This window comes from Actinomyces sp. S6-Spd3 (genome assembly GCF_000758755.1).
Classification (GTDB): Bacteria; Actinomycetota; Actinomycetes; order Actinomycetales; family Actinomycetaceae; genus Pauljensenia.
Map to the genome: position 1 here is coordinate 104,903 of NZ_JRMV01000281.1, position 22,897 is coordinate 127,799.

The 22,897-nt window shown below is 56.5% G+C and carries 21 protein-coding genes and 4 tRNA genes; 22 read left to right on the forward strand and 3 right to left on the reverse strand.

Annotated elements, in window-relative coordinates; genetic code table 11:
- Positions 1–11: 11 nt before the first annotated feature.
- The 8 genes from HMPREF1627_RS07570 (at position 12) to HMPREF1627_RS07615 (ending at position 7,977) form a co-directional block, all read left to right on the forward strand.
- Entirely contained in the window at positions 12–560 is a 549-nt protein-coding gene (locus HMPREF1627_RS07570; protein ID WP_034502631.1) for a hypothetical protein, read from the forward strand.
- 49 nt (positions 561–609) lie between these two features.
- The gene (locus HMPREF1627_RS07575; RefSeq protein WP_034502634.1) at positions 610–1,047 is read left to right on the forward strand and encodes a glycohydrolase toxin TNT-related protein; all 438 of its coding nucleotides are present in this window, start codon (positions 610–612) and stop codon (positions 1,045–1,047) included.
- The gene (locus HMPREF1627_RS07580) at positions 1,044–1,568 is read left to right on the forward strand and encodes a hypothetical protein (protein WP_034502638.1); all 525 of its coding nucleotides are present in this window, start codon (positions 1,044–1,046) and stop codon (positions 1,566–1,568) included. Before HMPREF1627_RS07575 ends, HMPREF1627_RS07580 begins: the two co-directional genes overlap by 4 nt.
- A gap of 133 nt (positions 1,569–1,701) precedes the next feature.
- Entirely contained in the window at positions 1,702–2,184 is a 483-nt protein-coding gene (locus tag HMPREF1627_RS07585) for a hypothetical protein (RefSeq protein ID WP_034502640.1), read from the forward strand.
- A complete protein-coding gene (locus HMPREF1627_RS07590) occupies positions 2,181–3,749 on the forward strand; it encodes a TNT domain-containing protein (protein ID WP_034502642.1) in 1,569 nt (522 codons plus the stop codon). Before HMPREF1627_RS07585 ends, HMPREF1627_RS07590 begins: the two co-directional genes overlap by 4 nt.
- Before the next feature lie 982 nt (positions 3,750–4,731).
- Positions 4,732–4,872: a hypothetical protein gene (locus HMPREF1627_RS10520; protein WP_158705817.1), complete on the forward strand. Its 141-nt coding sequence runs from the start codon at positions 4,732–4,734 to the stop codon at positions 4,870–4,872.
- An 818-nt stretch (positions 4,873–5,690) separates the two neighbouring features.
- Positions 5,691–7,154: a purine-cytosine permease family protein gene (locus HMPREF1627_RS07610; RefSeq protein WP_034502650.1), complete on the forward strand. Its 1,464-nt coding sequence runs from the start codon at positions 5,691–5,693 to the stop codon at positions 7,152–7,154.
- 19 nt (positions 7,155–7,173) lie between these two features.
- Positions 7,174–7,977, forward strand: a complete 804-nt coding sequence (locus HMPREF1627_RS07615; protein WP_034502652.1) for a purine-nucleoside phosphorylase — start codon at positions 7,174–7,176, stop codon at positions 7,975–7,977.
- 4 nt (positions 7,978–7,981) lie between these two features.
- On the opposite strand, the gene HMPREF1627_RS07620 is transcribed toward HMPREF1627_RS07615, so the two are convergent.
- Entirely contained in the window at positions 7,982–9,145 is a 1,164-nt protein-coding gene (locus tag HMPREF1627_RS07620; protein WP_034502655.1) for a MalY/PatB family protein, read from the reverse strand.
- A 202-nt stretch (positions 9,146–9,347) separates the two neighbouring features.
- Between HMPREF1627_RS07620 and gltX the strand changes: the two genes are divergently transcribed.
- The 5 genes from gltX to HMPREF1627_RS07645 all read left to right on the forward strand — a co-directional run bounded on the left by gltX (position 9,348) and on the right by HMPREF1627_RS07645 (position 12,602).
- Positions 9,348–10,856, forward strand: coding sequence for a glutamate--tRNA ligase (gltX, locus tag HMPREF1627_RS07625; RefSeq protein WP_034502657.1), 1,509 nt, complete (start codon positions 9,348–9,350; stop codon positions 10,854–10,856).
- Positions 10,857–11,084: 228 nt separating this feature from the next.
- Positions 11,085–11,159 (forward strand) — tRNA-Gln (locus tag HMPREF1627_RS07630).
- A gap of 22 nt (positions 11,160–11,181) precedes the next feature.
- Positions 11,182–11,254, forward strand: a tRNA-Glu gene (locus HMPREF1627_RS07635).
- 53 nt (positions 11,255–11,307) lie between these two features.
- Positions 11,308–11,380 (forward strand) — tRNA-Glu (locus HMPREF1627_RS07640).
- Positions 11,381–11,468: 88 nt separating this feature from the next.
- Entirely contained in the window at positions 11,469–12,602 is a 1,134-nt protein-coding gene (locus tag HMPREF1627_RS07645) for a glycosyltransferase family 4 protein (RefSeq protein ID WP_034502659.1), read from the forward strand.
- Here HMPREF1627_RS07645 and HMPREF1627_RS07650 read toward each other — a convergent pair.
- The gene (locus HMPREF1627_RS07650) at positions 12,599–13,339 is read right to left on the reverse strand and encodes an IclR family transcriptional regulator (protein ID WP_034502660.1); all 741 of its coding nucleotides are present in this window, start codon (positions 13,337–13,339) and stop codon (positions 12,599–12,601) included. The two genes, HMPREF1627_RS07645 and HMPREF1627_RS07650, sit on opposite strands and share 4 nt — an antisense overlap.
- Before the next feature lie 95 nt (positions 13,340–13,434).
- Here HMPREF1627_RS07650 and leuC point away from each other — a divergent pair, with 95 nt between their 5' ends.
- The 5 genes from leuC to HMPREF1627_RS07675 all read left to right on the forward strand — a co-directional run bounded on the left by leuC (position 13,435) and on the right by HMPREF1627_RS07675 (position 18,714).
- Complete coding sequence (gene leuC / locus HMPREF1627_RS07655; protein ID WP_034502663.1) at positions 13,435–14,853, forward strand: 3-isopropylmalate dehydratase large subunit; 1,419 nt, start codon at positions 13,435–13,437, stop codon at positions 14,851–14,853.
- A 20-nt stretch (positions 14,854–14,873) separates the two neighbouring features.
- Complete coding sequence (gene leuD, locus HMPREF1627_RS07660) at positions 14,874–15,518, forward strand: 3-isopropylmalate dehydratase small subunit (RefSeq protein ID WP_034502665.1); 645 nt, start codon at positions 14,874–14,876, stop codon at positions 15,516–15,518.
- A gap of 94 nt (positions 15,519–15,612) precedes the next feature.
- On the forward strand, positions 15,613–16,938 hold the full coding sequence (gene murA / locus HMPREF1627_RS07665; RefSeq protein WP_034502667.1) for a UDP-N-acetylglucosamine 1-carboxyvinyltransferase: 1,326 nt from the start codon (positions 15,613–15,615) through the stop codon (positions 16,936–16,938).
- A 20-nt stretch (positions 16,939–16,958) separates the two neighbouring features.
- Positions 16,959–17,927 (forward strand): diacylglycerol/lipid kinase family protein, encoded by a 969-nt coding sequence (locus tag HMPREF1627_RS07670; RefSeq protein WP_034503598.1) that lies wholly within the window; start codon positions 16,959–16,961, stop codon positions 17,925–17,927.
- A 64-nt stretch (positions 17,928–17,991) separates the two neighbouring features.
- The gene (locus HMPREF1627_RS07675; protein WP_034502669.1) at positions 17,992–18,714 is read left to right on the forward strand and encodes a lysophospholipid acyltransferase family protein; all 723 of its coding nucleotides are present in this window, start codon (positions 17,992–17,994) and stop codon (positions 18,712–18,714) included.
- A 14-nt stretch (positions 18,715–18,728) separates the two neighbouring features.
- Here HMPREF1627_RS07675 and HMPREF1627_RS10525 read toward each other — a convergent pair whose 3' ends face one another.
- A complete protein-coding gene (locus HMPREF1627_RS10525) occupies positions 18,729–19,349 on the reverse strand; it encodes an AMIN-like domain-containing (lipo)protein (protein WP_034502671.1) in 621 nt (206 codons plus the stop codon).
- Between the two features lie 63 nt (positions 19,350–19,412).
- Between HMPREF1627_RS10525 and HMPREF1627_RS07685 the strand changes: the two genes are divergently transcribed.
- The 4 genes from HMPREF1627_RS07685 to HMPREF1627_RS07700 all read left to right on the forward strand — a co-directional run bounded on the left by HMPREF1627_RS07685 (position 19,413) and on the right by HMPREF1627_RS07700 (position 22,807).
- Complete coding sequence (locus HMPREF1627_RS07685; protein ID WP_034502673.1) at positions 19,413–20,435, forward strand: NAD(P)H-dependent glycerol-3-phosphate dehydrogenase; 1,023 nt, start codon at positions 19,413–19,415, stop codon at positions 20,433–20,435.
- Between the two features lie 49 nt (positions 20,436–20,484).
- The gene (locus HMPREF1627_RS07690) at positions 20,485–21,621 is read left to right on the forward strand and encodes a D-alanine--D-alanine ligase family protein (protein ID WP_034503600.1); all 1,137 of its coding nucleotides are present in this window, start codon (positions 20,485–20,487) and stop codon (positions 21,619–21,621) included.
- A 9-nt stretch (positions 21,622–21,630) separates the two neighbouring features.
- On the forward strand, positions 21,631–22,548 hold the full coding sequence (locus HMPREF1627_RS07695; protein WP_034502674.1) for an ATP-grasp domain-containing protein: 918 nt from the start codon (positions 21,631–21,633) through the stop codon (positions 22,546–22,548).
- Positions 22,549–22,734: 186 nt separating this feature from the next.
- A tRNA-His gene (locus tag HMPREF1627_RS07700) sits at positions 22,735–22,807 on the forward strand.
- Positions 22,808–22,897: the final 90 nt, after the last annotated feature.

Sequence of the window (22,897 nt, forward strand, 5' to 3'; positions counted from 1 at the left end):
GAGCCTCAGTAATGAAGGCAGAGCTCGGTGGCAGCTTTCTCGATCGCTTAGCCCTGGCGCTTGACGACGCTTGGGGAATGAAAGTGAGCGGAAACTTTGCCGCTGACGGCTGTGTCGTCTTCAATGCAGGCGTTTTTGCTGCTCCTCACGAAGAGGCCTCTTACCAAGAGGGCGTTTATTCCTTCTACTACTGCGAGCGTGCCTCCAGAGGTGCTGCCTTGTTCCAGACGACTAATCGGCAGGTTTTCGACCACTGTGTACTTCAATACTATGGAAATCCTCTGCGCAGTCGATACGGTTTTCCCGAATTGACACTGGGAAACACTGCTTCAATCCGTTCGGGGTGGACAATGGTTCGCACGGGTTCTTCGCTTCGACATGATTACCTTGGAATTCGCTCAGATGATGGGAAATTCTATCCGTGTAAAACGGGCGATTTTCGCTTGCTTGCGGGACTCTCTCACGTGGTTGAGTATTCGCCGCTTGACGTGTTGGAGTGTTACTTGCGTCCAGATGCTGCGCCGCTTTTAACGCAGTGGCTTTCGAAGCCCGCAGGATGACATGTTTCGTGGCATATGATGGGGAATAGCTTGCGGAAAGGTGAAATACATGGATTCAACGACACCAGAGCCTAAGGAACCGCAGGGTCCTTGGCGTTGGCTGATGGACAGTGAAGAAGTCAGTTCTTCACTGGTGCGTTCCAGCATTGAGCAGTTCACCAGCCTGGAGGCCTACACCTCTAAGTTTGGCGATATGGTCGACATGATCGGCTACCCCTATCTTTCGCGCGTGTGGCAGGTTGATCCCAATGGCAAGCCTTATTCTTTTGAACAACGCTGCCTGGCAATCACCGATGTCCACTCGCCCTACTACGCGTACACGATTGCGAAGCTTCCCGTATATGCGTTGATTTCAACCGGAATTACCGCACCGAACTTCGGTATGGAAGGTGGCGCGCGGGAAGTGCGTTTCATCTACGGTGGTGAACTTTTGACGGTCGCCGAGTGCGTTGAACTGGGTATCTTGAAGGGACGGTCTCTGTCATGAGTACTACCAGTCAACTGATCCAATTCGCTAAATCCTCCGGTGCTTTCTGGATGAATCGCGGCACTGGTATTGCACTGACGTGGGATAGCGGTATTTACTGGCATAACTTGTGGACCGAACACGATGATCAGGGCACTTTGCTGTACAAGTATGGTCCCAGTGAGCGTTGGGAGGATCGCTCGACTTTCGTTGCTTCTCCCTTCGAGGATTGGACGGCGAAGGGCGCGATTATCCACGTGGGCGAGTTCGCCCGTAGCTATCTGGGTTGGGATCCGATCATCATTCCGCAGGTTGATTCTGATCCCGTTGCTCATCCTTACGTGTATTCGCAGTTCTTTCCGTGGGTTGGAGGGCTTGAGTTGGATGGAAAGGTCTTGCCTTTGACCGTGCGCACAATGTTCCCCACCCACCGAGAACTCACTGCCTTTGCGCATGTTGCCTCTGTTGATTCCCAATCGTTGCTGGATGCGTATATGTCTGAAGATGGCGGTGCCTTGCGGAATTGGGTTCGCCGTAGTTAGTTTCTCGATTTTCGAGGCCGAGGCAGCCGGGTGGACATGTTGAGTTCACCCGGCTGCTTTTTCGTCTTGTGAAGGTTTTCTGGCCCTTCTTTTGAATCTTGAGATTGTAGGGGCGTGGTTGTAGCGTGGGAGCATGGACGAGAGCTTTGGTTCGGACCGTGTTGAGGCGGCTCGGGCTGAGCTGCGCGAGGAAGTTGAGGCTGCGCTTGAACGAGGGAGTAAAGCGCAGGCTTTTCTTGACCAAATTGAGGATGTTCGGGGTGAGGGAGCGTCGAAAGGCGGTGTCGTTCGCGTGAGCGTCGACTCTTCGGGAATGCCCATTAGCGTCGTCGTTGACGGTTTTCCGAAGCTGGGTGATGCATTCATCGAGGCGTTTCAGCGGGCTGTGCAGGATCTGGGCGCAGGAATTGCTGACCGAGCGGCGGACTCCTATGGGGCCTCGTCTGTGGAATCGCGGGAGTTTCTGCAAGCTTTTGGCAGTAGACGTGAAATTAGTGCAGAACTTGAGGTAGCTGTTCGCGGTGGGTTTGACCGTTTTGGCTGTTTGCGCCCTGAAGGTGTGCGTCGAGCTGCTGCAGGCAGATCCGGTGACTTATCCAGGAGGGGTGTTCGGTGAGCGTTGTGGAAGACGTTGAAACTCCCAAATTATCGACGGGGAAACATCCAGATCCGAAGCTCACTGTTGTTCCGGATAGTCCGACTACTGCGGATCAGGCAGGTGGATATTCGTCTGGGCATCCTTGGTACACGGGCGGCGGCGCCTTGGAGGATATCGCAGGTATCGCAGGCGCGGTTGAGTCGGGGAGCTGGCTTGACGGTGGTTTGTCGGGCTTGTCGTTGGTTGCCGATACCGCGTCGATGTATTTCGATCCCTTAGGTACAGCACTGTCGTGGGGCGTAGCGATGATCATGGACCACTGTGATCCTTTGCGCAGCTGGTTGCAGAAGCTTGCTGGAAATCAGGACGACGTATCGGCTAAGGCTAATACGTGGCGCAATGTTGCGTGTGCCTTGGAAGAAAACGCTAAGCGGATGGATGCTAATGTTGCTTCATTTACGCAGTATTCCAGGGGACAAGCTGCCAATTCTTTTGCTGAGTCTGCTGGCGGCGTAAACGCGCTGATTGTGGGGGCCGCACAGGGAGCTCGCGTGCTGTCGCAGGGCTTGGAGATTCTTGCGGGTGTGGTCGAGGTCGTGTATTCAATGGTGCGCGATGCGATCTCTCAGATTGTAGGTACGTTTATTAGCGCTGTTATTCAGGCACTGCTGACGGCTGGTTTGGCCTTGGCAAAACTAATACCTGAGATCAGCGTGAAGGTTTCTGCTTGGGTATCCAAGCTGTGGGGGCATATCGATAGTTTGCTGTCCTCGGCCGGCAAACTTGTTACCTTGTTCAAGAGCGGTGGCGATCTCATCGCTTCAATGGTGAAGAAGATTAAAAATGGGCTGAAAGCAGGCATTGGTAAAGGGCACGCTCCCGCGCCACATGAACCCCGACACTCTGCGAAACACCCCAAGCGTCGGCAACCGCAGTCGCCCATTAAGGAAGACCCCAATTCTGTGCGTTCGCGTCAGGATTTACTTGACGATGTGCCTTACCAGCCCATGAATACAGGTCTAGACGAGTCGATTGCGAATATTGGACGGATCAAGGGCATTAAGGGTGTTGATCTTGTTCATAATTCAGACAACGTCTGTGGTTTCGGAAACGGCGGTAAGCCTCGGACCTATTCAGCGTGGCTCGATGAGCATAAAACGACGTATGTTAATTCGCAGGGACAGACGAAGATCGGGCACGACTGGCCGCCCAACGACGGGTATGCAGGCGAACGGAAACTCTCTTCGTTCGCGGAGTATGCGTCTGAGCATGGCGTGATCGTAGACCGCGTTGGAGATCCGGATGGAAAGTTCCTTGGCGCTGTTAAAGACGGTCGTGTTGCCTCTTTTGAGGAACGTGGGCTTCCCCCTGCCTCAGTGCATCAGCCTTACTATCAGTATGTCTTTACCGGCCATATGCCCGAGGGGTGGAAAATTGAGCACGGGATCGCTGCATCGTGGGAAAGCGAGTGCGGTGGGGTACGTCAGTTGAGAATTCTTGATGAGCTTGGAAGTCCGGTAAAAATCTCGGACTTGATTAAAAGGGGTGTTTTAAAAGGCGTGGAGGTGCCTGTTGGATTTTAGTGAGCGTCTTGGCCAGGTGATGCATGAGGTCTGGGGATGTGACGTGGTGGGTGATCTGGGGAAGGATGGTTATTTGGAGTTCTTTCCCACGGACACGGTCTCTGAACCGGAGGTAGTGCACTGCAAGGAAGGTTTGTTCGCCTATTACNAGTATGAGCGCGGCGATATCGGGGGACCGGTTTTTCGGTCGAGTAGTTTGCATGTGATGGAGCATTGTTTAACTCTGTGCTTTGGGAATCCTCTTCGTAAAAGGTTAGGGTTTCAGCCTCTTCGTCTTGTTCGTAATTTGTCTATGCGTCCGGGATGGTCGTTTGTTGCTGTGGATTCAAAGCCTTGGCATGGGTTTTTAGGTATACGAAATAGTGAAGGTGTATTTTTCTCATGTAAGACGCGGAATGATGATCTTCTTTCGGCGTTGTCGTATGTTGTTGAGTATTCGCCTCTAGACGTGTTGGAGTGTTATTTGCGCCCGGATGCTGGTCCGCTCCTGAGTCAGTGGGTTGATCTTGAGTGGACGCCTGAGGAGGATGAATAGGGCTTCTTTATTGAGGGGACAGTTTTCTCAGCGTGGAGGTGCCCGTTGGACTTTAGTGAGCGTTTCTCTCAGGCGCTTCAAGCGACGTTAGGAATGGAAATGCATGGGCAGCTTGGCGAACCTGGCCTGGTGCGTTTTTCCCCTTCGACGGTGACGTTTGGTACTGAGGAGCTTGAGTATAGGGGCGGTGTGTATTCGTTTTACCAATATGAGCGTGCGTCACGTGGCGGAGCTTCTTTTGAATCGAGTAGTTTGCATGTGATGGCGCACTGTTTGATCTTGCATTTCGGGAAGCGCTTCCGGATCTGGTCACATTACAGTTTTCTTACGCTGGACGAATGCTCAATGCCTCGCGTTGGTTGGTCCCTTGTGCCGGTTGGGGATGGGAGGCGACCTGGTTATTTAGGTATTCGTTCTGAGAGTGGAGTTTTCTATTCGTGTAGGACGATGGATGATGATCTTCTTTCTTCTCTTTCTTATGTTGTTGAGTATTCGCCTTTGGATGTGCTGGAGTGTTATTTGCGTCCGGATGCGGGACCGCTCCTGACTCAGTGGATCGATCGTGAGTGGAAGTCTGAGGAAGAGTAGAGCTTGTTGGTTGATGACTCTAGCTTTCTAAGCGTGGAGGTGCCTGTTGGATTTTAGTGAGCGTCTTGGTCAGGTAATGCATGAGGTGTGGGGATATGACGTGGTGGGTAATCTGGGAAAGGATGGTTATTTGGAGTTCTTTCCCACGGACACGGTCTCTGAACCGGAGGTAGTGCACTGCAAGGAAGGTTTGTTCGCCTATTACNAGTATGAGCGCGGCGATATCGGGACACCGGTTTTTCGGTCGAGTAGTTTGCATGTGATGGAGCATTGCCTTGTGCAGAACTATGGGAACCCCATTCGCAAAAAACTAGGTTATTTGCCACTGTCTTTGTATGGTTTTGTGTCCGCAAGAGAAGGGTGGATTTTAGCTAGGCGTGATCTACGTCTACGGCATGACTATTGGGGTGTTCAGAAGAACGGCAGTGCATACTATCCCTGTCAAACCCACGATCAATATTTGCTAGCTGCCCTTTCTTATGTGGTTGAGTATTCGCCGCTTGAGGTGTTGGAGTGCTACCTGCGTCCGGATGTGGGTCCGCTCCTGAGTCAGTGGGTTGATCTTGAGTGGACGCCTGAGGAGGATGAATAGGGCTTCTTTATTGAAGGGACAGTTTTCTCAGCGTGGAGGTGCCTGTTGGATTTTAGTGAGCGTTTCTCTCACGCCGACGCAGCATCTCTTCTTGTGAAGGTGTGGGCAATCCCTCGAATCAGTTTCATGAGCATCTGCCCTTCGTCTGCTTGCATTCCCTATAGTTCATAGTGTGGATTGAAAGCCACATGAACTGCGGTAACACGAATGCAGAGGAGCATTGTTCATGACTGAGACCACTCAGGTTTCGTCTGGTCTAAACATCGAGATGGCCGGTCTTGATGTGATCCCCGAATCCGAACGAAAAGGCACACCATCGTCCTTATTCATGCCTTGGTTTGCCGCTAATATCTCTGTCCTCGGTATTTCCTGGGGTTCGTGGGTGCTGGGTTTTGGCCTTTCGCTCACGCAGGCCATTCTTGTCAGCGTTGTTGGCGTTGCACTCTCATTCCTTCTGTGCGGACTGATCGCTATCGCTGGTAAGCGAGGTTCTGCACCGACCCTCGTGCTCTCTCGCGCGGCATTCGGATATAACGGAAACCGTATCTCTGCAGCAATCTCGTGGATCCTCACTGTTGGGTGGGAGACCTTCCTGGCCATCATGGCGGTTCAGGCAACTGCGACCGTCATGGGGGCGCTTGGTTTCAGCAACCACCTGCTTGCGCAGATCATCGCCTTGGTCGTCGTGGTTGTCCTTGCAGCAGGAGCGGGCATCCTCGGGTTTGAAGCGATCATGAAGGTCCAAACGTGGATCACCTGGGCGACGGCAATCCTTACGATCGTCTACCTTCTGCTCTCGGCCTCGACAATCAACTTCGCGGTCCTTTCCGCACGTCCCGCAGCTCCCTTCGCAATGCTCCTAGGTGCGATGTGCATGCTTATGGTTGGTTTTGGTTTTGGATGGATTAACGCAGCAGCGGACTATTCGCGCTACCTTCCTCGCAAGGCCTCAACCGCCGGCGTCGTCGGCTGGACGACCGCAGGTGCCGCACTGCCCGTCATCATCTTGGTGATCTTCGGCGTGCTGCTGGTTGGGTCCAACTATGACACCCTCTCTGAAGCCATCGGCAACGACCCGATCGGCGCGCTGACAACAATTCTTCCGACCTGGTTCCTCATCCCCTTCGCGATCGTTGCAATCCTTGGCCTTGTCGGTGGAATCGTTATGGATATCTATTCTTCTGGGCTCTCGTTGTTGGCAACTGGCGTCCCGGTTACCCGCCCCGTAGCCACCGCAATCGACGGCACCATCATGACCATCGGAACGATCGTCGTTGTTTTCTTCGCCGATTCTTTCCTCACTCCTTTCACCGCCTTCCTGACAACCCTTGGCGTTGTCATTGCGACCTGGGGTGGCGTCATGCTCGCTGATATTGCACTTCGTCACCAGGACTACGACGAGCCCTCACTCTTCACATCAACGGGACGCTATGGTTCCGTTAACTGGGGAGCTATCGCCACGCTGGCTGTGGGTTCCTTCGTTGGCTGGGGCTTCGTCGTCAATGCGAACGCCACGTGGCTTGCGTGGCAGGGCTATCTCCTTGGCCCACTCGGAGGCCGAGAGGGAGATTGGGCTGGTTCCAACATCGGAATTCTTCTTGCCCTTCTCGTGGGATTCTTGGGATATTGGCTGACCAGTGCGCGCCGTGTTCGTGCGCAGGAAGCCACCCCTTCCCACACGCTCGGCTAAACGTTGAGGAAGGTGTGCTTTGACAGCTGATCCCCGTTTCTCTTCTGTTCTTTTCGATCCCGAGGCCACTGCCGCCGCGGAGCAGATTCGTTCCCTTTGCGGGGGAGTGCCCTTCGCATTGGTCGTCTTGGGGTCGGGCCTAGCAGACGCGCTTAACGAGCGGTGGGGAGTGCCATCGGCCTCGCAGCCTTTGGGCTCACTTCCTGGTGTGAGCACCCCGGTTGCGGATGGGCACCGCAATGAACTTCGTGTCTACATGCGCGAATGCGGCCCCGTTGTGGTCGCAACCGGACGAACTCATCTGTATGAGGGACACGGGCCTCTTGCTGTCACCGCACTGATCCGTGCGGCTGCGTGCGCGGGTATTGAACGCGCAATTGTGACCAATGCAAATGGCTGCCTGCGCGACTGGTCGCTGGGTGATGTCATGGTTATTGCAGACCACATGAATCTCAGCGGTTCCTCGCCATTTGACGGGCCTCTGTTCGTCGATATCTCACAGGTTTGGGACCGTGAGATGAGCAAGAGGATGCGTGAGCACTGCGGTCGAGAGGGAACCTACGCCTTCCTTCGTGGGCCTGAGTACCAAACAGGTGCAGAAAGCCGAGCCTTAGCGCAATTAGGCGCTGACTGTGTTGGGATGTCGACCGTTCTTGAGGCAATAACCGCCCACGCACTTGGAGTCCGTGTCGCAGGTATGTCTGTTGTCTCAGACTTGTCTTTCGCTCAGGTGCAAACCGAGCCGCAGGACGTTGTGGATGCCGCGCGAAAGGCATCCACAACGGTCGTTGCCGGAATCGAGGCTGCGCTGGCTGCGGAGTGAAGGACTAAAGAACGTCCAAAACCCGCGAAAGCATCTCTTCGGCCACCTTCGGCGGGCACGCGAGGTTCATTCGTGCCCACTTCGAGTAATCCGCGCCCAGCGTGATCCCCGCATTAACCGCAATATGCGCGCGCTCAAGCAACACACTCGCGGGGGAGTCCCCAAACTGTGGATAGGCCTCGAATCCCCACCATGTCAGGTACGTTGCCTGCGGAGGACGGAAGTCGATCTCGGTGGGTGCCAGCGCCTCAGTAACGGTGCGGATATTGCCTTCGATGACCTCGAAAATCTCACGCTGCCACTCGTCGCCGTTCGTGTAGGCCTCGATCGAACCCAAGGCACCAATCGTCGACATTGAATGGGGGAGTTTCTCTTGACAGATGCTGTCCCAGCGCTCGCGAAGTCCCTCATCTGGAATGATGACCTGCGCATTGGGCAAACCCGCAATATTCCAGCCCTTCGTCGCCGCGGTTGCGGTAATTGTATGGGAAGCAAACTCTGCGCCCATCCGCGCATAAGAAACAAAATCGCGACCACCCAAAACCAAGGGGGAGTGGATCTCGTCAGAAAAGACCAGCGCGTCGTAGCGCGACACGAGCTCTTGCAAAGCTCGCATTTCCGCCTCGGTGAGGACGCGCCCCACCGGGTTCCACGGATTGCACAAGATGACCAAGCCAGCGCCGGCCTCGAGGCCCGCCTTAATTCCATCAAGATCCAGCGTCCACCCGCCGGGGTAGGCATCGCCATGGAGGGAAGGAACTTCAATGACGGAGTGGCCCAGCGCAGGTGGGATCGTCAAGAAAGGCATGTAAGCGGGAGTCGGGACAATGACCGGGGATCCTGGGCGAACCAAGTACTGAATCATCGCCTCCAAGGCTGGAAGAACCGCAGGAGCGACCCTCACCGCTTTCGGATCCAGATCCCAACCAAAACGCTTCTTCTGGAAAGCGGCGGTCGCCTCGGAAACTTCGGGGGCGAGCCACGTAGGGTTGTAGCCCAAAAGTCCGTCCTGAATCGCGGAAACCATGACCTTCTCAACGCAAGGAGCGGTGCCGAAATCCATTTCAGCAACCCATGCGCCCAAAACATCGCTGCCATCGGCAGGCTTAATGCCCGTCCACTTCAATGAGCCGATGCGACATAGCTCTTCAGCGCTACGAAATTCCATGCGACAGCTTCTTTCACGATCGTTCGAGGGAGGCCTCCAGACGAGGCCGGGAATGTGAGCTGGCTCCCATTGTATGGCTTCAGATTCATATTCGGAATTCGCCTTGGCGCTCAAAGGAAAGTGATGCACCTATCCCGCCACCAGCCTCGCCGGTCGGAAGAATGTGCACGGGGGCAAATTCTGGGAGCTAAACTTAGAAATTATGAGTGTGACTACCGCAAGTGGCGCCGATGTTCGCGTCCGATTCTGCCCTTCGCCAACTGGAACCCCCCACGTGGGAATGGTCCGCACCTGCCTCTTCAACTGGGCATACGCGCGCCATACCGGCGGCACCTTCGTCTTCCGTATTGAAGACACCGATGCTGCTCGCGATTCCCAAGAATCTTTCGATCAGATTCTTGATTCGCTGCGTTGGCTGGGCCTGGATTGGGATGAAGGTGTCGGTAAGGGAGGCCCGCACCCGCCGTACCGCCAAAGCGAGCGCATGGACATCTACCGCGATGTTGCCGCAAAGCTCCTCGAAGCCGGCTATGCCTACGAATCCTACTCGACTCCAGAAGAGGTCGAAGCTCGCCACATCGCAAAGGGTGAGGATCCCAAGCTTGGCTACGACGGCTTTGATCGCGATCTGACCGAAGAACAGATTGCCGCCTACCGCGCCGAGGGACGCAAGCCGGTTCTGCGCCTGCGTATGCCCGATGAAGACATTACCTTCACCGACCTGATTCGCGGCGAGATCACCTTCAAGCCCGGTTCGGTTCCGGACTACGTCATTGTCCGCGCCAATGGTCACCCGCTGTACACGCTGGTCAACCCTGTTGATGACGCGCTCATGGAAATCACGCACGTTCTGCGTGGTGAAGACCTGCTCTCTTCGACGCCTCGTCAGATCGTCCTCTACCGAGCGCTGGAAGAGCTGGGTATTGCCAAGTTCATGCCTCGCTTCGGCCACCTGCCCTACGTGATGGGCGAAGGCAACAAGAAGCTCTCCAAGCGCGACCCCGAATCGAACCTGCTCCTGCATCGCGAAGCTGGAATGATCCCCGAGGGCCTGAACAACTACCTCGCACTGCTGGGATGGTCGATCAGCCCCGATAACGATGTCTTCTCGATGGAAGAGATGGCCGCGGCCTTCGATATTTCCGACGTGAACCCGAACCCCGCACGTTTCGACCCCAAGAAGTGCATTGCGATCAATGCTGAGCATATCCGCCTGCTTGAGCCGGATGATTTCCGAGGCCGCATCGTCCCCTTCCTTCACCGCGACGGTTTGGTGTCGGCTGATTCCTTCGACGAGCTGACCGCTGACGAACAGAAGATCATGCAGCACGCCTCTCCGCTCATCCAGACCCGCATTCAGTTGCTCGGTGAGGCTCCTGGAATGCTGGGCTTCCTCTTCACGGAGGATGACGCGCTTGAGCTGGATGAGAAGTCCGTATCGAAGCTCAAGGAAAACGCTCCTGAGGTTCTGGACGCGACGATCCACTTCATTGAAAACTACGACGGCCCCTTCACAACCGAGGCTCTTGAGCACGCGTTGCGCGAGCTCATCGTTGAAGGCATGGATATCAAGCCGCGTATTGCTTTTGGTCCGATTCGCGTGGCAGTGACGGGACGCCAGGTGTCCCCGCCGCTGTTTGAATCCATGGAAATCTTGGGTCGTGAGAGTGTACTCAATCGTCTGCATTCATTGCGCAACCGACTGGGCTAAACTGGTCACCACCTGAGATGGCTGACGCCGAGCGTTAGCACCATAATCGGCCGCAGGAAGTGGGATGGAGCTGGAGCCTAAGGGCTCCGGTGGGGGACTCACTTCCTGCGGTTCTTCATGTATGCCGCACTATGATCAGTGCCACGTTCCTGCGATTTGGCAAGTAGAGCGCAGTTCGCTATTCTTTTCTCTTGTCGCCGCTTCGGTCTGACCGAACGGATTGCGCCATGGGGTATGGTGTAATTGGCAGCACGAGTGATTCTGGTTCATTTAGTCTAGGTTCGAGTCCTGGTACCCCAGCCATCGCAAAGGAATTTGCGAGAAGGCCCCCATCGTCTAGCGGCCTAGGACGACGCCCTCTCACGGCGTTAACACCGGTTCAAATCCGGTTGGGGGTACGATTCTTTTCCACGCTTTGTTGCGAAAAGAACAGCGCACGTTGTGGCGCGCCGCCCCCATCGTCTAGCGGCCTAGGACGACGCCCTCTCACGGCGTTAACACCGGTTCAAATCCGGTTGGGGGTACAACTCTTCGCAGGGCTTCGGCCCTGCTTTTTTGTTATCCAAAGATTGCCACCCAAGTGCCGCCCGTCAAGCATGCAAGAATGACACCATGCGCATTATTTTGGTCTCCGATACTTTCCGTCCCACCATGGGCGGAATTGAAACGCAGGTGGGTGCCCTTGCCGACCACCTCCACGCCCGAGGCCATGAAATCGTTGTTCTCACCTGCACGCCTGAGGATACGCAGGTCGAGCCTTGCCCCTATACGGTTCTGCGCTCGACATGGTCGAATCCATTTGACGCACCCGTCGATCCGAAGGCGCCCCGGCGCTTCCGTGACTTCATTACGCGTTTCCACCCCGATGTCGTTCACTACCACATGGGTGAACTCACGCCGGTCGTCCAATCCCTTGTGCTGCGCCTCAAAAATTCTGGGATTCCCCAGGTCGTCACCGTGCACTCTCTGTGGGATCCACGCCTGACAATTCCGAGCTTCACTGCCATCGCACGCAGAACGGGCCTTAATAGGGCTCCGATCATCTGGACGGGTGTTTCACAGCTTGTCAATGATCAGATTCGAGCGGTCATGGGGGAGGGCGTTCAGATCGGTACTTTGCACAACGGCGTTGATCTGGCTCCATGGCAGCGTCCACCCCTTGCTCACGAGGGAATCCTTGCTGTCACGGCAACCCGCTTTGCGCCTCGAAAGCGCGTGGATGCGCTCATCGATATCCTCGCAGAGACCTCTCGCCGCTGGAATTCCTACTATCGCCGAGGCGAAGCTTCCTCTTTCCCTCTGCGTGCGGTCATCGCGGGTGAGGGACCGCTTTTCAATGCCACTGTGCGCAAGGTTGACAAGTATGACCTGGGGGAGTGGGTTCTTCTTCCGGGACGTATGAGCGCCGGTCAGCTACAGGACCTGTATTCGCGAGCGGATATTTTCCTTGCCCCCTCGATCAAAGAATCTGCCTCGATCGCGGGACGCGAAGCCTTGGCATCTGGACTCGCAGTGATGACGCGTTCACAATCTGGGCTTGCTGAAGTGGTTGAGAACGGCGTGAATGGGTGGAGTCTTGACAGCGACGAGGACATGATTGAAACGCTCGTGGGCGTACTTGAGCGTCCTGAGTGCCTCACTGACATTCGTGCGCACAATATGAGCGCTAGTTTTCCCTTCTCGTGGGAGAAGGTCATTGACTCAACGGAGGAGTATTACCGGCGCGCGATTGCTGCCGTGTCTTAGTCTTCCATTCCCTCTGCGGAGCGGAGGAAATCAGAGAGCCTATTGGCTGCCGCAACCGCCGAGGGGCCGTGCTGGCGTCCCGGTTGGCGTCCCATGCGCTCGACGGGGCCAGAAATCGAGATCGCGGCCAGCACTCGGCCGGATGGGCCTCGAACGGGGGCGGACACCGACGCGACGCCAGGCTCGCGTTCTGCAACCGACTGTGCCCAGCCTCGGCGACGAACTTGCGCGAGCATCGTCGCATTGAAAGTCGCGCCATACAGGCCGCGGTGCAAGCGGTCGGGTTCTTCCCACGCAAGAAGAACCTGCGCGGCAGAACCTGCCTTCATAGTGAGGGTCGCACCAACAGGAATTGAATCGCGAAGCCCCATTTCACGTTCAGAGGCGGCAACGCACACGCGGAAGTCGCCTTGACGACGGAAAAGCTGGGTCGATTCCTTGGTGTGATTGCGCAATGCGATCAGAACGGGCATTGCGGCAGCAAGCAGACGGTCCTCGCCAGCAGAGGAGGCGAGTTCTTGGAGACGCGGCCCCAAAACGAAACGTCCCTGCATGTCGCGTGCAACGAAGCGGTGATACTCCAATGCGACGGCCAGGCGGTGTGCTGTTGGGCGTGCAAGACCCGTCGTTGCGACCAACTGTGCAAGGGGGGCCGGACCTGCTTCGAGGGCGCTCAAAACCAACGCGGCTTTATCTAGAACGCCAACTCCACTTCCAAAGGCTTCTGAGTCCTCCATGATGTTATTTTCACATCTCATTAAATGAGATATCAAGTCCAACTCCACCGTAAGTGTCAATCATGGGAAGAAAGAAGTCGAAGAAGGAGCGGGAAATGAGTGGAACGCTGGCCGAGAAGGTCTGGGCTGATCACGTAGTTGTACATGGGGAAGATGGCGCCCCGGACCTGCTCTACATCGACTTGCATCTGGTTCATGAAGTGACCAGCCCTCAGGCATTTGATGGTTTGCGCATGGCTGGACGCAAGGTGCGTCGCCCCGATCTCACGATCGCAACCGAAGATCACAACACCCCCACCGTGAACATTGATCTGCCGATCGCAGATATCACCAGCCGCACCCAGATCGATACTCTGCGCAAGAACGCGAAGGAATTTGGTATCCGCCTGCACTCCCTAGGTGACGCCGATCAGGGAATCGTCCACGTCGTTGGTCCTCAGCTTGGACTGACTCAACCCGGCATGACTATCGTCTGCGGTGACTCTCACACCTCGACGCACGGTGCTTTTGGCGCTCTGGCAATGGGAATTGGAACCAGTCAGGTCGAGCACGTCCTTGCTACCCAGACACTTCCCATGGCTCCTTTCAAGACCATGGCTATTACCGTGAACGGCTCTCTGCCCAAGGGCGCGACCGCAAAAGACATCATCTTGGCCGTGATCTCGAAGATCGGAACCGGTGGAGGACAGGGATACGTCCTTGAGTATCGCGGTCAGGCAATTCGCGAGCTTTCGATGGAAGGCCGTATGACCGTGTGCAATATGTCCATCGAGGCCGGTGCTCGCGCTGGAATGGTCGCCCCCGATGAGACGACCTTCGCCTACCTCAAGGGACGTCCCCACGCTCCTCAAGGTGAAGACTGGGATCGCGCCGTCGAATACTGGAAGACACTCCACTCAGATGAAGATGCGGTTTTCGACGCCGAGGTCATCTTGAATGCCGAAGACCTCGAACCCTTCGTAACCTGGGGAACCAACCCCGGGCAGGGCGTTCCTCTGTCTGGTCAAGTTCCCAACCCCGAAGACTTCACCGATGAGACCTTGCGTGCGGCCGCGAAGAAGGCTCTGGACTACATGGGCCTCGAGGCCGGCACTCCGATGCGCGATATCAAGGTCGACACCGTCTTCCTGGGCTCATGCACGAACGGCCGCATTGAAGACCTGCGCGCGGCCGCCGAAATCATTCGTGGCCACGAAAAAGCCCCGGGACTGCGCATGCTGGTTGTTCCCGGTTCGGCGCGTGTTCGTCTTCAGGCCGAGGCCGAGGGCCTGGATAAGGTCTTCACGAATTTCGGCGCGGAGTGGCGCAATGCCGGTTGTTCAATGTGCCTGGGGATGAATCCCGACCAACTGGCACCTCAAGAACGCTCCGCCTCGACCTCGAATCGTAACTTTGAAGGCCGCCAAGGAAAGCTTTCGCGCACACACTTGGTTTCCCCACTGGTCGCAGCAGCAACCGCAATTCGTGGAACACTGTCCTCGCCCGCCGACCTGGATGAACCGGCTCAGCGCTGATACACACCGAAGGAAAACTCATGGAAAAGTTCATTTCGCACACGGGTATTGGCGTCCCGCTCCGCCGCTCAAATGTCGACACCGACCAGATCATTCCGGCCGTCTTCTTGAAGCGCGTTACAAAGACCGGCTTCGATGACGCGCTGTTTTACGCATGGCGCCGCGAGCCTGACTTCATTTTGAATCGTGAACCCTACAACCAAGGATCGGTCTTGGTTGCTGGGCCAGATTTCGGAACCGGTTCATCGCGCGAGCATGCGGTGTGGGCACTTCGTGACTACGGCTTTAAGGTCGTCCTCGCCCCCAAGTTCGCCGATATTTTCCGCGGAAACGCGGGTAAGCAGGGCCTCGTTACTGGGATCATCAGCCAGGACGACTGCGAAAAGCTCTGGGAACTGCTCGAAGCTGATCCCGGCGCACAAATCACGGTTTCTCTGGAAGATAAGACCGCGCGCCTCGGTGATTTCACCTGCACTTTTGAGATCGATGACTACGTGCGCTGGACGCTGATGGAAGGTTTGGACGATATCGCCTTGACCTTGCGTCACGAGGCAGAAATTACCGCCTACGAAGAGCGCAGGCCGTCCTTCAAACCGAAGACACTTCCTGCAAAGACTCTTCCCCTGCAACTGGTTGTTTCTGCACGTCCCGTTGACTCTGAGTAGTTCGCCACCCGCAAAAGCTGCCCGAAGCGCACGCAGATGAGGGCGAGCTGCTCTAAAGTGGTCACAGAAAGTCGACAGCTAGGAGACCAGCAAGATGTCCTCGATTCTGCGAGTTGAAGGTGGCCACCCGCTTCAGGGCACCATTACCGTGCGCGGAGCAAAGAACTTTGTTCCCAAAGCGATGGTTGCATCGCTGCTGGCCGACACGCCCTCAGAGCTCTACAACGTCCCTCTGATTCGTGACGTTGACGTGGTCTCTGACCTCTTGTCCCTGCATGGGGTCAAGGTTGATTACGATCAGGAGCGCGGCGAATTGCGTATGGATCCCGCGAATGTTCGCGTGGCCTCGCGCTCTGATATTGACACTCTTGCGGGAGCTTCGCGCATTCCGATCCTCTTCTGCGGGCCTCTTCTCCACCAACTTGGTGAAGCATTCATTCCGGAACTGGGTGGCTGCGCTATCGGTGGCCGTCCCATCGACTTCCACTTGGAGACCTTGCGTAAGTTCGGCGCGATCGTTGAAAAACAGCCCGATGGTGTTCACATCAAGCGCCCGTCCTCCGGGTTACACGGCGCAATCATTGAGCTTCCCTTCCCCTCCGTTGGCGCGACAGAACAAACACTGCTCACGGCAGTGCGCAACGACGGCATCACGACCTTGAAGGGCGCGGCAATCGAGCCCGAAATTATGGACCTCATCAATGTTCTTCAGAAGATGGGCGCCATCATTTCCGTCGATACTGACCGCACCATCCGCATCGAAGGCGTGCAAACCCTCAGCGGATACCGCCACACCGCTCTTCCTGACCGCATCGAGGCCGCTTCCTGGGGAGCGGCGGCCCTGGCCACTCACGGTGACATTTACGTCCGAGGCGCACACCAGCCGGATATGACGACTTTCCTCAATACCTTCCGTAAGGTTGGCGGCGCTTTCGATATCGATTCAGAAGGTATTCGCTTCTATCATCCCGGCGGTGAATTGCATTCCATCGCTTTGGAAACCGCCGTTCACCCCGGTTTCATGACGGACTGGCAGCAGCCCCTCGTCGTTGCTCTCACTCAGGCCGAAGGCTTGTCCATCGTCCACGAAACCGTGTACGAAAACCGCTTCGGTTTTACCTCTGCGCTGCGCCAAATGGGTGCAAATATTCAGGTTTACCGTGAGTGCTTGGGTGGAACACCGTGTCGTTTTGGCCAGAAGAACTACTATCACTCAGCTGTTATCTCGGGGCCGACTCCTCTTCACGCTGCAGACATCGTTGTTCCTGACCTTCGCGGTGGCTTCTCGCACCTGATTGCCGCACTGGCCGCCTCGGGAACCTCAACCGTTTCGGGAATCGATGTGATTTCGCGCGGATACGAGCATTTCATCCGTAAACTGCGCGAGCTGGACGCGCGCGTCGAATACGCCGACCGCTGAGCTTTCCCCAAGTGCCTTTCGTGGACCCTTCAGCGCCCTCCTTACAGCTCTTCGTCTCTGCTCTTTCTGGCCGAGGCCGAGCGCTGCGCCTCGCACCCCAAGCTGCTGCGCTCCTGCGTGAACGCGGATGGGAAGTTGAGGTGGTTGTTACTCATCGTGAGGACAATCCAGGCCAGCTTGCTGCCGCGTCGACGCACCAGTGGGTCGGAGTCTTTGGTGGCGATGGGTATATCGCTCACATCGCCTCTGAGGTTGGGAAACGAGGCGGGACAGTGATCCCTCTTCCCGGTGGGCGGGGCAATGACCTGTGCCGCTGTCTAGGGATTGGGACGGATGCGTTGGCGCATATCCGTAAGCTTCCCCAGGCCTCGGAGATCGTTTCGTCGCAGGCGGGCACCATTGGGCGTTTTCGCGATGTGGATGCTATGAGGGTCGCGCCGCTTGCTCATGCAGGCGAAGCGCAGAATTTAGACGCACAGGGTGCGCGCTCCAGTGAGGCGTCGCAGGTTCTTGGCTTAGTTTCTTTTGGTCTTGATGCACTTGCCAATCAGATTGCCAACGAGTCGCCTTTTAGCTCCGGGACGCTTGCATACGCGTGGGGAGCGGTATGCGCGCTGGCCAGGTTCAAGCCTCGGACCATGGAAATCGAGGTCGATGGCCAGGTGCGGCGTATCCGCGGGTGGTTGGTTTCCGTCTCAAACTCGGGATGGTTTGGCGGTGGGATCAACATCGTTCCCACGTCCAATCCCAGTGACGGCAAGCTTGAGCTTCTCACCGTTGACCCGGTGCCGAAACACCAAGCGATCCGCGTTTTGGCGCGGGTACTTACTACTCGGCGCGTCGATGACCCGATTGTGCATGTGGAGACCGTAAGCCGAGTCAAAATCCTTGATAGCGCCGGACTGATCGCGATGGGAGACGGCGATCAGGTTGCTCGCGGGTCCGTTGAGATTTCGGTTCAACCTGGGGTTTTTCGGGTTTTCGCATAGAAAAACACGTGCCGGGTGGGGAGCAGCGTTTTTACCCGCGTGCCCGCTTCGTTAGACTACACGCATGACTCACCGGCTCACAGGTTTCTACCGTTTCGCGCGAGGCGTCTTCCGTACCTTCATGGTTCCGTGGACAAAAATCGACGTGGAAGGCCTCGATAAGCTTCCGCGCGAGGGCGGTTTTCTACTGGTGTGCAACCACCTGTCAAACATCGATCCGGTTTGCCTGCTGTGGGTAATGATGAAAGCCGATATTCCCGTTCGAATCATGGCGAAGTCTGAGCTTTTCAAAGTGCCACTCCTAGGCGGAGCGATGCGCCAGATGAAGCTTCTGCCGGTAAACCGACGCGCCAAGGACCCGGGTGCCATTCTTGCTTCGGCAGCTCAGGCCCTTCGCGAGGGCGAATGCGTGGCCATTTATCCGGAAGGCACGCTGACTTTGGACCCCGATTTGTGGCCGATGCGGATCAAGACCGGTGCTGCACGACTTGCTTTGGACACGGGCGCGCCGGTGATTCCCTTTATTCACTGGGGAGAACAGAAGATCATGCGCTCGGGTTCTGCACTCATTGACTTCCGTCCTCGCAGGCGAGTCTCGGTGCGTATCGGTGATCCGATTCCCCTTGAGGACCTGTGCCGCGAATCTGGCTCAGCCGACCACGAGGCCGTCGAAGAAGCAACCAAACGGATTCAGCGCGTGATGATCGAGGAAGTCGCCGCCCTTCGCGGGGAAGAAGCTCCCACAGGCGTGTGGGATCGCAAGCTCAAGGAACGCGTCGACTACTAGCGCCGAAGCCCTTGTTACTTCGCGATGTCGATGACGACTCGCGAGGGACTGCTGAGCGCACTCAAGGTGACCTCACGCTTTCGGTCCATTCCGATGACAATGTGAGTATCGGCCTCAAAAGTTCCGTTCTCGAGTACGCGTATCGGCCCGATATCAAGGGTTTTGGGTCCCTTATAGTAGTTGGCTGCTAGTTCCTCGCTCACGGGCATAGCCCCGCCTTGAAGATTGAGATCAAGATAGACAGGCGTTCCCAAATCGATGGGATCTCCCTTGCCCTGGGTGAGCGGGGAGGTCGTCCACCCTCCGATCCATCCCACGTCATCACTTCCAGTGAACTCAACGACAACGCGGTAAAAACCGTCGTGGTCTCCCACGCGCATATCGTGGAAGACCGGTGCGTGGTTGGCGTCTTCTTTGCCAAGGGATTGCTGTGGGAAGCGGGGTTCAATGCTCTCCCACGTACTGGGAGTCGCCGATGTACTTGCGCTGGCACTAGGGGCAAGCGACGGGGATTGGCTGCTTGCCGAGGCCGTGGGCGCGCTTGAAGCGTCGCTTTGCGATGGGGTGGGGGAGCACCCGCACAATACAGCTGTCGTCACAAGAACGAGGGCAGATAGGGCTGTGCGTTTAGACATGAGCTCCTCCTTGGGCACGTCGCGTGTCTTTATCCTAGTAGGGTTGAGGCGGATGGGAGAGGAATGACAATGATGACACGAATGAGCGTGCTGGGCACGGGCGCGTGGGGAACCACTTTTGCCCAGGTTCTTGCAGATGCTGGACACGCTGTCACTATGTGGGGACGCAATCCAGAGATCGTCTCCGCGATCAACTCGCATGAAAATCCTCGCTATGTTCCCGACCTGGTTCTCTCCGAGTCGATTAGCGCGACCTGTGATCTGCGCCAGGCCGTTGATGGCGCAGATCTTCTCATGGTTGCAATCCCCGTCAAAGCGGTACGCGCGACTCTCGAGGCAGCGCGCCCCAGCCTCGGAAATGAAACTGCGCTACTCTCACTGGCCAAGGGCCTTGAGCTGGGCTCGCTCAAGCGCGTGGATGAGGTGTTGAGTGAAGCTTCTGGTGTGGGACACGATCGGATCGCGGTTCTTTCCGGGCCTAACCTCTCGCGTGAAATTGCGGTGCACCAACCGACAGCAACCGTTGTCGCCTCGAGCAACCTTGAATTAGCCAAGGAAATTGCGGGAGTCTGCCACAACTCTTATTTCCGCCCCTATCTGTCCTCGGATGTGATTGGCACTGAAATTGCCGGCGCGACGAAGAACGTTATCGCCGTCGCGATTGGTGCGGCGGAGGGGCTTGGTTTAGGAATTAACACCCGCTCGACCTTGATGACGCGTGGCCTCGCAGAAATGACGCGTCTGGGCACTGCCTTGGGCGCAGATCCGGCAACCTTTGCGGGGCTCGCAGGAATTGGCGACTTAATCGCAACCTGTTCGACCACGCTGTCCAGAAATTTTTCTTTCGGACATCGAGTTGGGACGGGCATGAGCGTTGAGGATGCTCTTGCTGCTTCTGCTGGCGTCGTGGAAGGCGTGGCCTCGGCGATTCCAATTCTGCAGCTTGCCCAATCGATTGGCGTAGACATGCCGATTACGACAGCAGTTGTTGAAGTTGTTGAGGGGCGCGCGGGAATTAACGACATGGGGAACATGTTGCTCTCGCGTCCACGAAAGATGGATGGGTGGAAAATTGAGCTGGTCTGAAGGCGCGCACAGTGCGGGCAAGGTCGATTCTCGCGGTAATCTTGACCCCATGAGTGAAGTCAAACGTCCTCGCGTCCTCGTTGTTTTTGGTGGACGCTCCAGCGAACACTTGGTCTCTTGTGCGACGGCTGCCGGTGTTCTTCATGCTCTTGACCGTGAGCGCTTTGATGTCCTTGCCGTTGGAATTACGCGCGATGGGCAGTGGGTGCGAGTGGATGATAAGCCGGAGTTGGTGGATCTTCGCACGGCCTCGGATACGACGATTGTGCCGGGATTGAGCCGCGTGAGCCTGCTTCCCGGCCTTGCCCGCCTTGTTGAAACGACCTACGACCGCTCTCCTGAAGATCACAATGCCCAAATTGTCGGAGTTGAAGATTTGGGCGTGATCGATGTGGTCCTGCCTCTCTTGCACGGTCCTTACGGCGAAGACGGAACAATTCAGGGCCTCTTCGAGATGTCCGATGTGCGCTACGTCGGTTGCGGCGTAACTTCAAGTTCGGCCTCGATGGATAAGCACTTGACGAAGACGGTCCTTGCCGAGGCTGGAATTTCGGTTGGTCGTTGGGAATTGGTCACCGAGAAACAGTGGTCGAAGGACCCGCAGGACGTGCGTTCGCGCATTGATGCTTTGGGATACCCTGTCTTTGTTAAGCCCACGCGTGCAGGCTCCTCAGTGGGTATTTCTCGCGTTGATTCGCCCGACCAGCTGGACCTTGCAATTAAGGAAGCCGCCGCGAACGATCCGCGCATCATTGTCGAGGCCATGGCCCATGGTCGCGAGATTGAGTGCGGTGTGCGCGTGCCTGCCGGTGGCGAGGCAATGGCCGCACCGCTGGGGGAGATCGGTGTTCCCGAAGGCGAGTTCTACGACTACGCCCTCAAGTACGTTGACACTGATGCGATTTCCTTGATGTGTCCGGCTGACATTCCCGCCGAGGACGCGCAGAGGATCCAGAGCATTGCCCTGAAGGCTTTCGAGGCCTTGGAGTGTGAGGGGCTGGCGCGCGTCGACTTCTTCTACAACGATTCAACTCACGAAATCATCGTCAACGAAGTGAATACCATGCCCGGATTCACTCGCCTGTCCCTCTACCCGCGAGTGTGGGCCGAGGCCGGGATGAGCTACACGGAACTGGTGACCTCGCTGCTAGAAGAGGCTCTCAGTCGCCCACTGGGACTAAGGTAGGATATCTTCATGACGAAAACACCCAAGGTCACCCTTGTTACTTCCGCGAATATGCCGGGACTCTTCTCCGATGAAGGCGGGCTTCCCGATGCGCTAGCTGAGCGCGGAATGGATCCCCAGATCGCGGTGTGGAATGACCCTTCCGTTGACTGGGATAAAGCTGGACTGTGCGTCCTTCGTTCGGTTTCCGACTATGCGACGCAGCGCCAGGAGTTTGTTACGTGGGCGCAGTCGGTTCCACGCTTGCTCAACAACGCCGATATTGTCGAGTGGAACACCGATAAGCACTACTTGAAGGACATGGAAGAACTCGGCCTCCCCGTCATTCCGACGACGTGGCTTGAGCCTTCGCATGGATTCTCCAAGCATCAGGTGCACTCGCGTTTCCCTGCTCTTGGTGACTTCGTTGTCAAGCCTGCTGTGTCTTCTGGTGTCCGCGATATCGGTCGCTACACGGCAATTGACACTCTCCAGCGTCAGGCCGCTTTGGCGCAGACGATCGACCTCTTGAACGAGGGGCGTTCCGTCATGCTGCAGCGTTACTTGGAGGACATCGACGTGCACGGCGAAATTTCCCTGGTGTTCTTCAACGGCTTGCTTTCGCACGCAGTCGAAAAGCGTGCGGTACTCCATCCTTCCTCCGTCACGGATCCTTCTATGCACGAGGCCGTGGTTACCGCGCGTCCCGCAGATGCTGAGTCGTGGCAATGGGGCGAGCAGATTCGTCAAGTTCTACACAAGTACATGCGTGCACGCTTGGGACGCGACGAGCTTTTGCTCTACAACCGCGTGGACCTGGTCCCGGACGGTGAAGGTTCCTTCCGAGTTATGGAAGTTTCAGCGACCGATGCTGATCTGTACCTTTCTGCTACACCTGAGGCTTTGAACAACTTCGCCGATGCGATTTCGACTCGCGCTTTCTGGTGAGTGAGAGCGCGGTAAGGACGCGTTCAACATGAATTCCGGCTCTCCTACCTGTGCGGTGGGGGAGCCGGTTTTACGTATCGAGGGGAGTGAACTTCGTGGTAAGTGCCACGCTTATCGTTTCTGATTTCTCACTTTGCCTGCACTGATGTTAGAGTTTCCCCGTTGCGTTTTTTGCGGCGCTCAATGGTGGCTGTAGTTCAGTTGGTAGAGCACCTGGTTGTGGTCCAGGACGTCGCGGGTTCGAGTCCCGTCAGCCACCCGGATAGAAAAGTCCCGAAGCCTTTGGTTTCGGGACTTTTCTCATGTTGCGGTGCTAAAGTTTCGGCAATGCGTTGATGCGCAGTCGGCA